At 54.3% G+C, this 13,671-nt stretch carries 16 protein-coding genes; 14 read left to right on the top strand and 2 right to left on the bottom strand.

Annotated features, from left to right (window positions below; translation table 11 throughout):
• The first annotated feature begins 2 nt into the window (after positions 1–2).
• Positions 3–1,493: a nicotinate phosphoribosyltransferase gene (locus ABLU78_RS12970; protein ID WP_042893925.1), complete on the top strand. Its 1,491-nt coding sequence runs from the start codon at positions 3–5 to the stop codon at positions 1,491–1,493.
• A gap of 56 nt (positions 1,494–1,549) precedes the next feature.
• Here ABLU78_RS12970 and ABLU78_RS12965 read toward each other — a convergent pair whose 3' ends face one another.
• Positions 1,550–3,454 carry an ABC transporter ATP-binding protein gene (locus tag ABLU78_RS12965; protein ID WP_015703646.1) on the bottom strand — a complete coding sequence of 635 codons (1,905 nt, stop codon included), beginning with the start codon at positions 3,452–3,454 and terminating at the stop codon, positions 1,550–1,552.
• 173 nt (positions 3,455–3,627) lie between these two features.
• Here ABLU78_RS12965 and kefG point away from each other — a divergent pair, with 173 nt between their 5' ends.
• The 4 genes from kefG to slyD all read left to right on the top strand — a co-directional run bounded on the left by kefG (position 3,628) and on the right by slyD (position 6,882).
• Positions 3,628–4,191: a glutathione-regulated potassium-efflux system ancillary protein KefG gene (gene kefG, locus ABLU78_RS12960; RefSeq protein ID WP_015369408.1), complete on the top strand. Its 564-nt coding sequence runs from the start codon at positions 3,628–3,630 to the stop codon at positions 4,189–4,191.
• Positions 4,178–5,983: a glutathione-regulated potassium-efflux system protein KefB gene (gene kefB / locus ABLU78_RS12955; protein ID WP_045361156.1), complete on the top strand. Its 1,806-nt coding sequence runs from the start codon at positions 4,178–4,180 to the stop codon at positions 5,981–5,983. The genes kefG and kefB overlap by 14 nt, the downstream gene beginning before the upstream one ends.
• Positions 5,984–5,996: 13 nt before the next feature.
• Entirely contained in the window at positions 5,997–6,197 is a 201-nt protein-coding gene (locus ABLU78_RS12950) for a YheV family putative zinc ribbon protein (RefSeq protein ID WP_004106389.1), read from the top strand.
• Positions 6,198–6,291: 94 nt separating this feature from the next.
• Positions 6,292–6,882 (top strand): peptidylprolyl isomerase, encoded by a 591-nt coding sequence (gene slyD, locus ABLU78_RS12945; RefSeq protein ID WP_015369410.1) that lies wholly within the window; start codon positions 6,292–6,294, stop codon positions 6,880–6,882.
• Between the two features lie 57 nt (positions 6,883–6,939).
• On the opposite strand, the gene ABLU78_RS12940 is transcribed toward slyD, so the two are convergent.
• Positions 6,940–7,158, bottom strand: a complete 219-nt coding sequence (locus tag ABLU78_RS12940) for a protein SlyX (RefSeq protein ID WP_015703644.1) — start codon at positions 7,156–7,158, stop codon at positions 6,940–6,942.
• A 221-nt stretch (positions 7,159–7,379) separates the two neighbouring features.
• On the opposite strand from ABLU78_RS12940, the gene fkpA reads away from it, so the two are divergent.
• From fkpA to ABLU78_RS12895, 9 genes are all read left to right on the top strand, one after another.
• On the top strand, positions 7,380–8,198 hold the full coding sequence (fkpA, locus tag ABLU78_RS12935) for an FKBP-type peptidyl-prolyl cis-trans isomerase (RefSeq protein ID WP_015369412.1): 819 nt from the start codon (positions 7,380–7,382) through the stop codon (positions 8,196–8,198).
• Between the two features lie 166 nt (positions 8,199–8,364).
• Positions 8,365–9,087 (top strand): transcriptional regulator, encoded by a 723-nt coding sequence (locus ABLU78_RS12930; RefSeq protein WP_004868391.1) that lies wholly within the window; start codon positions 8,365–8,367, stop codon positions 9,085–9,087.
• On the top strand, positions 9,087–9,473 hold the full coding sequence (gene tusD, locus ABLU78_RS12925) for a sulfurtransferase complex subunit TusD (protein WP_015703643.1): 387 nt from the start codon (positions 9,087–9,089) through the stop codon (positions 9,471–9,473). Before ABLU78_RS12930 ends, tusD begins: the two co-directional genes overlap by 1 nt.
• Positions 9,473–9,832, top strand: a complete 360-nt coding sequence (tusC, locus tag ABLU78_RS12920; protein WP_015369414.1) for a sulfurtransferase complex subunit TusC — start codon at positions 9,473–9,475, stop codon at positions 9,830–9,832. Before tusD ends, tusC begins: the two co-directional genes overlap by 1 nt.
• 7 nt (positions 9,833–9,839) lie before the next feature.
• A complete protein-coding gene (gene tusB, locus ABLU78_RS12915) occupies positions 9,840–10,127 on the top strand; it encodes a sulfurtransferase complex subunit TusB (protein WP_015369415.1) in 288 nt (95 codons plus the stop codon).
• Between the two features lie 124 nt (positions 10,128–10,251).
• Positions 10,252–10,626: a 30S ribosomal protein S12 gene (rpsL, locus tag ABLU78_RS12910; RefSeq protein WP_000246815.1), complete on the top strand. Its 375-nt coding sequence runs from the start codon at positions 10,252–10,254 to the stop codon at positions 10,624–10,626.
• Positions 10,627–10,721: 95 nt separating this feature from the next.
• Positions 10,722–11,192, top strand: coding sequence for a 30S ribosomal protein S7 (gene rpsG / locus ABLU78_RS12905; RefSeq protein WP_015369416.1), 471 nt, complete (start codon positions 10,722–10,724; stop codon positions 11,190–11,192).
• Positions 11,193–11,288: 96 nt separating this feature from the next.
• Positions 11,289–13,403: an elongation factor G gene (fusA, locus tag ABLU78_RS12900; RefSeq protein WP_015369417.1), complete on the top strand. Its 2,115-nt coding sequence runs from the start codon at positions 11,289–11,291 to the stop codon at positions 13,401–13,403.
• 69 nt (positions 13,404–13,472) lie between these two features.
• A partial coding sequence (locus ABLU78_RS12895; RefSeq protein WP_000031657.1) for a GTP-binding protein occupies positions 13,473–13,671 on the top strand: 199 nt, incomplete at its 3' end.

The raw sequence follows: 13,671 nt of genomic DNA, 5'->3' as shown, positions 1-13,671 counted from the left end.
AAATGAAAATGAATCCGATTCTGGCTATCGATGGTTATAAAGTTTCCCATCGCGTTCAGTATCCACAGGGGACGACTAAGGTCTATTCGAATTTTACGCCGCGCGGCGACCGTTTCTTTCAGTCGCCGCTAGCGGATGGCAAGTTGGTATTCTTCGGCTTACAGGGTTTTTTACAGTGGTTCCTCATCGATCTGTTTAACGAGGGCTTTTTCGCTCGTCCGGAAGAGGAAGTGGTCAGCGAGTATAAGCAGGTTATGGACGGCTACCTGGGACGGGATAGTGTCGCGGTAGATCATATCCGCGAGCTGCATCAGCTAGGCTACCTGCCGCTGCACATCAAAGCGCTGGATGAGGGCACGAAAGTGCCGATGAAGGTACCGGTTTTAACCATCACCAATACCCTGCCGCAGTTTTTCTGGCTGGTGAACTATCTGGAGACGGTCCTTTCGGCAGAACTGTGGAAAACGTCAACTAATGCCACTATCGCGCATCACTATCGTCTGATCTGCGAACGCTGGGCGGAGCAAACCTGTAGCGATTTGACACATCTGGATTTTCAATGCCACGACTTTTCGTTTCGCGGCATGTCCGGGCTACATGACGCCGCACAGTCTGGCAGCGGACATCTGATTAGCTTTAAAGGGACGGATAGCCTGCCTGCGCTGCTCTACGCTCGTGATTACTATACTCGGGGTGAAGAAGACACGATCGGCGCCAGCATCCCCGCTACCGAGCATAGCGTGATGTGTATGGGCGAGCGGGCTCGGGAGATAGAAACTTTTCGCCGGCTCATCGCTGACGTCCACCCGCAGGGGTTTGTCTCTATTGTTTCCGATACCTGGGATTACTGGCAGGTACTGACCGAGTATACCCGCGAACTGAAAGCCGTCATTATGCAACGCCAGGGACGTGTGGTATTCCGACCGGACAGCGGCGATCCGGTGGCTATCCTCTGCGGCACTGCCGCCGATGATGATACCCGCAGCGATCGTCGCGCCGAGGAGAAAGGTTCGGTTGAGGTGCTGTGGGAAATCTTTGGCGGGACGATTAACGAGAAGGGGTATAAGGTGCTGGACCCCCACGTAGGTCTGATTTATGGCGATTCTATTACGCTTGCGAGAGCGGATGAGATCCTGCGTCGCCTGGAAGCTAAAGGCTTTGCCAGCGCTAACGTGGTATTCGGGGTGGGTTCATATACCTACCAGTACAATACGCGTGATACTTTCGGCTTTGCGATGAAAGCCACCTGGGGGGAAGTGAATGGCGAAGGAAGAGCGCTCTTTAAGGAGCCAAAAACCGACAACGGCCTGAAACGTTCTGCGCGCGGGCTGTTACGCGTAGCGCGCGATGCCAGCGGCGAGCTACGGCTGCATGACGATCAAAGCCAGGAGCAAGAAGGTCAGGGAGAGCTAACCACTCGTTTCCTTGATGGCCAGCTGTTTGGTTACGAATCATTGTCACAGATCCGCGCCCGGCTGGCGGCGCAGCGTTGATGCCAGGCGAATGAAAAAAGGCGGGATATCCCGCCTTTTGTTGTCACTGTCTTGCATTAACCTTCCTGCAGCATCCGCTCCAGCTGTTCCTGCGCGTCCAGCCACGCCATTTCACACTCTTCGAGCCCTGATTTGGCGCTCGCCTGCTGCTGCAGGCACGCGGTTAATTCCGCTTTGCGCGAGGCGTCATATAACTCGCTGTCGCCCAGTTTCTCTTCCGCCTGCGCCAGCTGCGCGTTGAGTTTATCCATCTCTTTTTCCAGCCGGGCGATCTCTTTACGCAGCGGTTGCGTTTGCGTGCGCAGTTCGGCTTCGCGGCGTTTTTGATCCTTACGCGCCTGCGCGCTGTTGCCGTTATCCTTCGGCGCTTCAGAGGCCTGGTTTTCCTGCTTCTGCGAATCACTCAGCCACTGCTGATAATCTTCCAGATCGCCATCAAACGGCTCAACTTTACCGTCGTGTACGAGGTACAGATCGTCAGTAGTGGAGCGGATCAGGTGACGATCGTGCGAGACCACGACCAGCGCCCCTTCGAAGTCGATCAGCGCTTCGGTTAAGGCCTGACGCATATCAAGATCAAGGTGGTTGGTCGGTTCATCGAGCAGCAGTAGGTTAGGGCGCTGCCAGACGATTAACGCCAGCACCAGGCGCGCTTTTTCACCGCCGGAGAAACGGCGGGTCTCTTCGCTGACTTTATCCCCCTGGAATCCAAAGCCGCCGAGGTAGTCGCGCAGTTTTTGTTCCAGCTCCTGCGGCGCCAGGCGGGCCAGATGCTGTATCGGCGACTCATCGGCGCGCAGGAATTCGAGCTGATGCTGGGCGAAGTAACCGAGCTTAATCCCTTTCGCCAGGCCAATTTCACCGGACAGCGGCTGTAACTCACCGGCCAGCAGCTTAATCAGCGTTGATTTACCGGCGCCGTTGCGCCCCAGCAGACCGATACGCGAACCGGGCACCAGGTTCAGCTTGATGGAGTCGAGAATAATCCGTTCGCCGTAGCCGGCGCTGACTTTTTCCATCTTGAGTAACGGGTTCGGCAGGCTTTCCGGCGCGCGGAAGCTGAAGTGGAACGGGTTATCGACGTGCGCCGGAGCGATAAGCTCCATGCGCTCAAGCATTTTGATACGGCTCTGCGCCTGCTTCGCTTTGGTGGCCTTGGCGCGGAAGCGGTCGATATAGCTCTGCAAGTGGGCTACGCGCTGCTGCTGGCTTTCATACATGGCCTGCTGCTGCGACAGACGGGTCGCGCGCTGGATTTCAAACGAGCTGTAGTTACCGGTGTATTCGAACATCGTTTGCTGTTCGATATGAATAATTTTATCGACGATCGGATCGAGGAAATCACGATCGTGGGAAATCAGGATCAGCGTACCGGTATAGCCTTTCAGCCATTTTTCCAGCCAGATCACCGCATCAAGATCGAGGTGGTTGGTCGGTTCGTCGAGCAGCAGCAGGTCGGAACGGCAGATCAGCGCCTGCGCGAGGTTTAAGCGCATACGCCAGCCGCCGGAGAAATCACTGACCGGGCGCTCAAGCTGCTCGTTACTGAAACCAAGGCCGTGTAGCAGGCTGGCGGCGCGGGAACGAATAGTCCAGGCGTCAATGGCATCCAGCTTACCGTGGACGGTAGCGATGGCGTGGCCGTCGTCGCGCTCATTGGCCTGCTGTAAATCGGCTTCCAGCTTGCGGAACTCGCGATCGCCATCAATAACATAATCAATAGCCGGTTGCGGCAGGGCCGGCGTTTCCTGATTAACCCACGCCAGCTGCCAGTTGCTCGGGAAGGTCATGGAGCCGCCGTCGGCGCTTATCTCGTTTTTCAAAAGCGAAAGCAACGTAGATTTACCGCAGCCGTTTTTACCCACCAGACCGACCTTCTGGCCAGGATTGATGGTGGCGGTGGCGTTGTCCAGCAGGACGCGTACGCCGCGACGAATTTGTAACGAGGAGAAAACAATCATAAGGCGCCGTATGTTCAGACTATGTTAATTTGTCTTTATGATAATGTAGTGTGGAAGCGAAACGCTCCATAGGGCCGCAATGGTAGCCCAAAATGAAGACGATAGACAAAGTCATTCTGGTTGCGTCGAGACGCAGCCGCTTCGCAAGCCGCCAGATGACGTTCGGGAGGGGAATGATGTCTCAGACAGCGAAAGTGTTGCTGCTGTATGCCCACCCAGAATCTCAGGATTCCGTGGCCAACCGGGTTTTGCTTGAACCGGCCTTACAGTTGCCGAATGTCACCGTGCACGATCTTTATGCGCACTATCCAGATTTTTTTATTGATATCGCCCATGAGCAGGATCTCCTGCGTCAGCACCAGGTGATTGTTTTCCAACATCCGCTGTATACGTGGAGCTGCCCGGCATTGTTGAAAGAGTGGCTGGACCGGGTGCTGAGCCGCGGCTTCGCCAGCGGCGCGGGAGGAAATCAACTGGCGGGAAAGTACTGGCGTAGCGTGATCACCACCGGCGAGCCGGAGAGCGCTTACCGCCGCGATGCTAATCGCTATCCGATGAATGATATTCTGCGCCCTTTTGAGTTAACGGCCGGCATGTGCCGCATGCACTGGCTGAGTCCGATTATTGTCTACTGGGCGCGCCGACAGCGGCCGGAAGATTTGCAAAGCCACGCCCGCGCATATCGCGATTGGCTCGCGAATCCTGTTGCTACAGGAGGCGTCAATGGCGGGAGCTGATTTGCTATTAGCAGGGGTACTGTTTTTGTTTGCCGCCGTGGTGGCGGTACCGCTGGCGGCCCGGCTGGGCATTGGCGCCGTGCTCGGCTACCTGCTGGCCGGGATTGCAATTGGCCCGTGGGGGCTTGGCTTTATTAGCGATGTGGATGAAATTCTTCACTTTTCCGAGCTGGGCGTTGTATTCCTGATGTTCATCATCGGCCTTGAGCTTAATCCGGCCAAACTGTGGCAACTGCGCAACTCGATATTCGGCGTCGGCGCGGCGCAGGTGCTGTTTAGCGCGGCGATCCTCGGCGGATTGCTGGTGGTCACCGGGTTTTCGTGGCAGGCGGCCGTGGTGGGCGGTATTGGGTTAGCAATGTCCTCTACCGCAATGGCGCTGCAGCTGATGCGCGAGAAGGGAATGAGCCGTAACGAATCCGGCCAGCTGGGCTTTTCAGTTCTGTTATTTCAGGATTTAGCGGTGATCCCGGCGCTGGCGCTGGTCCCGCTGCTCGCCGGACACGGCGACGATAACTTCAACTGGATGTCGGTGGGGATGAAGGTGCTGGCTTTCGCCGGCATGCTGATTGGCGGCCGTTTTCTGCTGCGCCCGGTTTTCCGCTTTATCGCCGGTTCCGGCGTGCGTGAGGTATTTACCGCTGCCACGCTGCTGCTGGTGCTGGGCTCCGCGCTGTTTATGGACGCCCTGGGGCTGTCAATGGCGCTGGGGACGTTTATCGCCGGCGTGCTGCTGGCGGAAAGCGAATATCGCCACGAGCTGGAAATCGCTATTGAGCCGTTTAAAGGCTTGCTGCTGGGGCTGTTTTTTATCTCCGTCGGCATGGCGCTGAATCTTGGCGTGCTCTACACCCATTTGCTGTGGGTCGCGCTGAGCGTTGCCGCTCTGGTGGCGGTTAAAGCGCTGGTGCTTTATGTATTGGCCCGGGTATATGGTTTGCGCAGCTCCGAGCGCACGCAGTTCGCCGGAGTATTGAGCCAGGGCGGCGAGTTCGCCTTTGTTCTCTTTTCCATGCCGGCTTCGCAGAAGCTGTTCCATAACGATCAAATGGCGCTGCTACTAGTTACCGTAACCTTATCGATGATGACCACGCCGCTCCTGATGAAGGTCATTGATAAAGTGCTGTCGCGACGGCTTAACCCGGCGGAGGATGCCGATGAGGCGCCATGGGTCGAGGATGATAAGCCGCAGGTGATTATCGTCGGCTTCGGGCGTTTTGGTCAGGTGATTGGGCGCCTGCTGATGGCCAATAAAATGCGTATTACCGTGCTTGAACGCGATATCAGCGCGGTCAACCTGATGCGCAAATATGGCTACAAAGTCTATTTCGGCGATGCGACGCAGCTTGAGCTGCTGCGTTCGGCGGGGGCGGAAGAGGCGCAGTCTATTGTGATTACCTGCAACGAGCCGGAAGATACCATGAAGCTGGTGGAGATGTGCCAACAGCATTTTCCCCACCTCCATATTCTGGCGCGTGCGCGGGGGCGCGTAGAGGCGCATGAGCTATTACAGGCGGGCGTGACGCAGTTCTCGCGAGAAACCTTCTCCAGCGCCCTGGAATTGGGGCGCAAGGCGCTGGTGACCCTGGGAATGCATCCGCATCAGGCGCAGCGCGCGCAGTTGCACTTTCGACGCCTCGATATGCGAATGCTGCGCGAGTTAATGCCGGTGCATACTGATACCGTACAGATATCCCGCGTGCGGGAAGCCCGGCGCGAGCTGGAAGAGATTTTTGAGCGTGAAATGCAGAAAGAAAGCCGGCAGCTGGACGGCTGGGACGAGTTTGAATAGAAGGTAGAGCAAAATGGCGGTACGTAAACGTTTTATTGCCGGCGCAAAATGCCCGGCGTGCCAGGCGCAGGATTCACTGGCGATGTGGCGCGAGAATAATGTCGATATTGTTGAGTGCGTTAAGTGCGGACATCAGATGCGCGAGGCCGATAAAGAGGTCCGTGAGCACGTTCGTAAAGAAGAGCAAGTGATCGGCATTTTTCATCCGGACTAGCGTTATCTGTCGCCTTTTTTTAAGCTAAAGGGTACACGGCTGCAGAATTCCGCTACAATCTGCGCCACTATTCTTCCCATGCTCAGGAGATATCATGAAAGTAGCAAAAGACCTGGTGGTCAGCCTGGCCTATCAGGTACGTACAGAAGACGGTGTGTTGGTTGATGAGTCTCCGGTGAGTGCGCCGCTGGACTACCTGCATGGTCACGGTTCCCTGATTTCCGGCCTGGAAAACGCATTAAACGGCCACGAAGTGGGCGACAAATTTGATGTCGAAGTCGGCGCGAATGACGCGTACGGCCAGTATGACGAAAACCTGGTTCAGCGCGTTCCTAAAGACGTTTTCATGGGCGTTGACGAACTGCAGGTTGGCATGCGCTTCCTGGCTGAAACCGACCAGGGTCCGGTACCGGTAGAAATCACCGAAGTCGGCGACGATTTCGTGGTGGTTGACGGCAACCACATGCTGGCTGGCCAGAATCTGAAGTTCAACGTAGAAGTTGTCGCCCTGCGCGAAGCCACTGCAGAAGAGCTGGAGCACGGTCACGTACACGGCGCTCATGGCCACGATCACGATCATGACCACGGTCATGACGGTTGCTGCGGCGGCCACGGCCACGATCATGGTCACGACCATGAACACGGCAAAGGTGGTTGCGGTAACGGTGGTTGCGGTTGCCACTAATGGCGTCGCGTTCGCGCGAATAGCCAAAAAAGCGGGGAAACCCGCTTTTTTTACGTCTCAATAATGCGGAGGCGGCGTCTCTTCAGACTGTGACGCGATGTGCGACGGCTGTGTCGCTTTCAATTTTTCGATTACCAAGCGCATATGTTCGCGCATTTTGGCCATTTCTATTTCATGCGCCGTGACGGTTTTGTTGAGGTCCTCGATGGTGATCTCCTGAAACGCCAGTCGGCTTTCCAGTTCCGCCAGACGCGTCTCCATTGTGCTATCGTTCATAGGTCGCCTCTTCTGTCTTGTTTGCGGGCGGATTCTACTCAAGTTTCCGCGTTAACGCAGCATCGTAACGTCAGAGAGGAAACTAATTCATACAAAAATAGTCTGAAATGAGGCGATATTCAGGTAGGTCTGTATGTAGATTTGTTCTGCAACGTTCTATAGTACGTTTTTTGCTTTTTATGATAACCCTGGGGTGAGATGCCCCGGCCCTGGAGAAATGGATGAAATCACTGTTTAAAGTAACGCTGCTGGCGACCACGATGGCCGTTGCCCTGAATGCACCGCTGACCTTTGCTGCCGATACCGCAGCGAAAGCTGCACCGGCGGCGGACAGCAAATCGGCATTTAAAAATGACGATCAAAAATCCGCTTATGCGCTGGGTGCATCCCTCGGCCGTTACATGGAAAACTCCCTGAAAGAACAAGAGAAGCTGGGTATCAAACTGGATAAAGACCAGCTGATCGCCGGTGTGCAGGATGCGTTTGCCGATAAGAGCAAACTGTCCGACAAAGAAATTGAAACCACTCTGCAGTCCTTTGAGACCCGCGTGAAAACCGCCGCTCAGCAGAAGATGGAAAAAGATGCGACCGAGAACGATGCCAAAGGCAAAGCGTTCCGTGACGCCTTCGCTAAAGAGAAGGGCGTGAAAACCTCTAAATCCGGCCTGATGTATAAAGTCGAGAAAGCCGGTACTGGCGATGCGCCGAAAGACAGCGATACCGTCGTGGTGAACTACAAAGGTACGCTGATCGACGGTAAAGAGTTCGATAACTCTTACACCCGCGGCGAGCCGCTCTCTTTCCGTCTTGATGGCGTTATTCCTGGCTGGACCGAAGGCCTGAAAAACATCAAAAAAGGCGGCAAAATCAAGCTGGTTATCCCACCAGATCTGGCCTACGGCAAAACTGGCGTTCCGGGTATCCCGGCTAACTCTACGCTGGTATTCGATGTAGAACTGCTGGACATCAAACCGGCTCCGAAGGCTGATGCTAAGCCAGAAGCCGCTGCCGAAGCACCGGCTGCAGACGCTAAGAAGTAATCTGCTATAAGCCGCCGCCTTCAGGGGCGGCGGCTTTTTTATTGGCTGCAGATATAATTAAAACTGGAAAATTCCTCAGGCGCTGTATTACTTTAGATAGCTTAATAATGATGATGAGCCTGCCCTGACGATAACGACAGGCTCCTGAAAAGGAGTGCTTTTTTACATGTCCAGGTCGCTTTTAACCAACGAAACCAGCGAGCTTGACCTGCTGGATCAACGTCCTTTCGACCAGACCGACTTCGATATCCTAAAATCCTATGAAGCGGTGGTGGACGGGTTAGCGATGCTCATTGGTTCCCACTGTGAAATCGTGCTGCACTCACTGCAGGATTTAAAATGCTCCGCTATTCGTATCGCTAACGGTGAACACACCGGCCGCCAAATTGGCTCGCCGATTACCGATCTGGCGTTACGTATGCTGCACGATATGACGGGAGCGGATAGCAGCGTATCGAAGTGCTATTTTACCCGCGCGAAAAGCGGTGTGCTGATGAAATCGGTGACTATCGCCATTCGCAACCGGGAACATCGGGTGATTGGTCTGCTTTGTATCAACATGAACCTTGATGTTCCGTTCTCGCAGATTATGAGCACTTTCATTCCGCCGGAGACGCCGGAAGTCAACTCGCAGGTCAACTTCGCCTCGTCGGTGGATGATCTGGTGGCGCAAACGCTGGAGTTCACCATTGAAGAGGTGAATGCCGATCGCAACGTATCGAATAACGCGAAAAACCGCCAAATCGTACTGAATCTATACGAGAAAGGCATCTTCGATATCAAAGATGCGATTAACCAGGTAGCCGATCGCCTGAATATCTCTAAACACACGGTGTACCTCTACATCCGCCAGTTTAAAAGCGGAGATTTCCAGGGGCTCGATAAGTAATGCGTTTTGCCATCACCGTAACCGGGCCTGCCTACGGTACTCAGCAGGCCAGTAGCGCGTGGCAGTTTGCGCAGGCGGTTATTAACGCAGGACATGAACTGGCCTGCGTATTTTTCTATCGTGAAGGAGTCTACAACGCCAATCAGCTGACGGCTCCCGCCAGCGATGAGGTAGACCTGGTGCGTCACTGGCAGCGCCTGCATGATGAACATGCCGTTGCGCTGCACATTTGCGTGGCAGCGGCGCTACGCCGCGGCGTGACCGATGAACGCGAAGCGCAGCAGCTTGGTTTGCCGGCGCATAATCTGCAGACGGGATTTACCTTAAGCGGGTTAGGCGCGCTGGCTGAAGCGTCGTTAACCTGCGATAGAATGGTGCAGTTCTGATGAAACGCGTGGCTTTCGTATTTTCTTCCGCGCCGCACGGCAGCGCAGCCGGCAGGGAAGGGCTGGACGCCTTACTGGCGACCTCGGCGCTTACCGACGACCTCGGCGTCTTTTTTGTCGGCGACGGCGTGTTTCAGATTATCCCTGGCCAGCAGCCGGGAAAAATCCTCGCCCGTGATTATATCGCCACCTTCAAGCTGTTATCGCTGTATGACATCGAACAGTGTTGGTTATGCGCGGCGTCTGCCCGCGAGCGCGGCCTGGCCGCCGATACGCCGTGGGTGGTGGATGTAGAAAGCCTCGAGCCAGAAGCGCTGCGCGCCCGGCTTGATGAGTTCAACGTGATTCTACGATTCTGAGGCCCAGATGCTCCACACTCTAAGCGTCTCTCCCTGGCATGTCGATATCGACGCGATGCTGCGTCTGGTGAAGCCAGGCGACGATCTGCTCCTGCTCTCCGATGGCGTGGTCGCGGCGATTGACGGCGGCCGTTTCCTTGAAATCCTGCAATCCGCCCCCATAACCCTACATGCTCTGCAAGACGATATCGAAGCCCGCGGGCTGGCTGGTCAAATTGCGGACAGTGTCGTCAGGGTTGGCTATACTGATTTCGTCAGTCTTACGGTCAAACATGAAGGTCAGTTGGCCTGGTAATGGCGGGATCGTTGTATATTTCTTGACACCTTTTCGGCACCGCCCTAAAATTCTGCGTCCTCATATTATATGAGGCGATTTATTACGTGTTTACGAAGCAAAAGCTAAAACCAGGAGCTATTTAATGGCAACAGTTAACCAGCTGGTACGCAAACCACGCGCGCGCAAAGTTGCAAAGAGCAACGTGCCGGCGCTGGAAGCCTGCCCGCAGAAACGTGGCGTATGTACTCGCGTATATACCACCACTCCTAAGAAACCGAACTCCGCACTGCGTAAAGTTTGCCGTGTGCGTCTGACTAACGGTTTCGAAGTCACCTCCTACATCGGTGGTGAAGGTCACAACCTGCAGGAGCACTCCGTGATCCTGATCCGTGGCGGTCGTGTTAAAGACCTTCCGGGTGTTCGTTACCACACCGTTCGTGGTGCGCTTGACTGCTCCGGCGTTAAAGACCGTAAGCAGGCTCGCTCCAAGTACGGCGTGAAGCGTCCTAAGGCTTAATGGTTCTCCGTTAAGTAAGGCCAAACGTTTTATATTAATGTCAAACTAAACTCTTTGAGTTTTGGACAATCCTGAATTAACAACGGAGTATTTCCATGCCACGTCGTCGCGTCATTGGTCAGCGTAAAATTCTGCCGGATCCGAAGTTCGGATCAGAACTGCTGGCTAAATTTGTAAATATCCTGATGGTAGATGGTAAAAAATCTACTGCAGAAACTATCGTATACAGCGCGCTGGAGACCCTGGCTCAGCGCTCTGGTAAAACTGAACTGGAAGCCTTCGAAGTTGCGCTCGAAAACGTGCGCCCGACTGTCGAAGTTAAGTCCCGCCGCGTAGGTGGTTCTACTTATCAGGTTCCAGTTGAAGTACGTCCGGTTCGTCGTAATGCCCTGGCAATGCGTTGGATCGTTGAAGCTGCTCGTAAACGCGGTGATAAATCCATGGCTCTGCGCCTGGCGAACGAACTCACTGACGCTGCAGACAACAAAGGTACTGCAGTTAAGAAACGTGAAGACGTTCACCGTATGGCCGAAGCCAACAAGGCGTTCGCACACTACCGTTGGTAATCCCTTCGGAGTCATAGTCACCAGGCGGGCGTTTCAGATGAGTCGCCCGCTCTGGATAACTTAACTGAACGCCTAAAGAAATAAACGAGGAATCAAATGGCTCGTACAACACCCATCGCACGCTACCGTAACATCGGTATCAGTGCGCACATCGACGCCGGTAAAACCACTACTACCGAACGTATTCTGTTCTACACCGGTGTAAACCACAAAATCGGTGAAGTTCATGACGGCGCCGCTACCATGGACTGGATGGAGCAGGAGCAGGAACGTGGTATCACCATCACTTCCGCTGCGACTACTGCATTCTGGTCTGGTATGGCTAAACAGTATGAACCGCACCGTGTAAACATCATCGACACCCCGGGGCACGTTGACTTCACTATCGAAGTAGAACGTTCCATGCGTGTTCTTGATGGTGCGGTAATGGTTTACTGCGCAGTTGGTGGTGTTCAGCCGCAGTCTGAAACCGTATGGCGTCAGGCAAACAAATATAAAGTTCCACGCATTGCGTTCGTTAACAAAATGGACCGCATGGGTGCGAACTTCCTGAAAGTTGTTGGTCAGATCAAAACCCGTCTGGGCGCGAACCCGGTTCCGCTGCAGCTGGCAATTGGTGCTGAAGAAGGTTTCACCGGTGTTGTTGACCTGGTGAAAATGAAAGCCATCAACTGGAACGAAGCTGATGCAGGCGTTACCTTTGAATACGAAGATATCCCGGCTGACATGCAGGAACTGGCTGACGAATGGCACCAGAACCTGATCGAGTCCGCTGCGGAAGCTTCCGAAGAGCTGATGGAAAAATACCTGGGTGGCGAAGAACTGACTGAAGAAGAGATCAAAAAAGCTCTGCGTCAGCGCGTTCTGAACAACGAAATCATCCTGGTAACCTGTGGTTCTGCGTTCAAGAACAAAGGTGTTCAGGCGATGCTGGATGCGGTAATTGATTACCTGCCATCCCCGATCGATGTTCCGGCAATCAACGGCATCCTGGACGACGGTAAAGATACCCCGGCTGAGCGTCACGCAAGCGACGAAGAGCCGTTCTCTGCACTGGCGTTCAAAATCGCTACCGACCCGTTCGTTGGTAACCTGACCTTCTTCCGTGTGTACTCCGGTGTGGTTAACTCTGGTGATACCGTACTGAACTCCGTGAAAGCTGCACGTGAGCGTTTCGGTCGTATCGTTCAGATGCACGCTAACAAACGTGAAGAGATCAAAGAAGTTCGCGCGGGCGATATCGCTGCCGCTATCGGTCTGAAAGACGTAACCACTGGTGACACCCTGTGTGACCCGGATGCGCCGATCATTCTGGAGCGTATGGAATTCCCTGAGCCGGTAATCTCCATCGCCGTTGAGCCGAAAACCAAAGCTGACCAGGAAAAAATGGGTCTGGCTCTGGGTCGTCTGGCTAAAGAAGACCCGTCATTCCGCGTATGGACTGACGAAGAGTCTAACCAGACCATCATCGCCGGTATGGGTGAACTGCACCTCGACATCATCGTTGACCGTATGAAGCGTGAATTCAACGTTGAAGCGAACGTCGGTAAACCTCAGGTTGCTTACCGCGAAGCGATTCGCCAGAAAGTTACCGATGTTGAAGGTAAACACGCCAAGCAGTCTGGTGGTCGTGGTCAGTACGGTCACGTTGTGATCGACATGTACCCGCTGGAGCCGGGCTCTAACCCGAAAGGTTACGAGTTCATCAACGACATTAAAGGTGGTGTAATCCCTGGCGAATACATCCCGGCCGTTGATAAAGGCATCCAGGAACAGCTGAAAGCTGGTCCGCTGGCTGGCTACCCGGTAGTTGATATGGGTATCCGTCTGCACTTCGGTTCTTACCACGACGTTGACTCCTCTGAGCTGGCGTTTAAACTGGCCGCTTCTATCGCCTTTAAAGAAGGCTTTAAGAAAGCGAAACCAGTTCTGCTTGAGCCGATCATGAAGGTTGAAGTAGAAACTCCGGAAGAGAACACCGGTGACGTAATCGGTGACTTGAGCCGTCGTCGCGGCATGCTGCGCGGTCAAGAATCTGAAGTAACTGGCGTTAAGATCCACGCTGAAGTTCCGCTGTCTGAAATGTTCGGATATGCAACTCAGCTGCGTTCTCTGACCAAAGGTCGTGCATCATACACCATGGAATTCCTGAAGTATGATGATGCGCCGAACAACGTTGCTCAGGCCGTTATTGAAGCCCGTGGTAAATAATCCACAGGATTAAAACCTAAGTCCCGTGCTCTCTCCTGAGGGGAGAGCACTATAGTAAGGAATATAGCCGTGTCTAAAGAAAAATTTGAACGTACAAAACCGCACGTCAACGTTGGTACTATCGGCCACGTTGACCATGGTAAAACTACTCTGACCGCTGCAATCACCACCGTACTGGCTAAAACCTACGGCGGTGCTGCTCGCGCATTCGACCAGATCGATAACGCGCCGGAAGAAAAAGCTCGTGGTATCACCATCAACACTTCCC

The sequence above is a fragment of the Klebsiella sp. JN_Kp122 genome (assembly GCF_040062085.1).
GTDB classification, from domain to species: Bacteria; Pseudomonadota; Gammaproteobacteria; order Enterobacterales; family Enterobacteriaceae; genus Klebsiella; species Klebsiella aerogenes.
The sequence above is the reverse complement of the archived record's forward strand: the minus strand, read 5'-3'. Positions and strand labels throughout refer to the sequence as shown.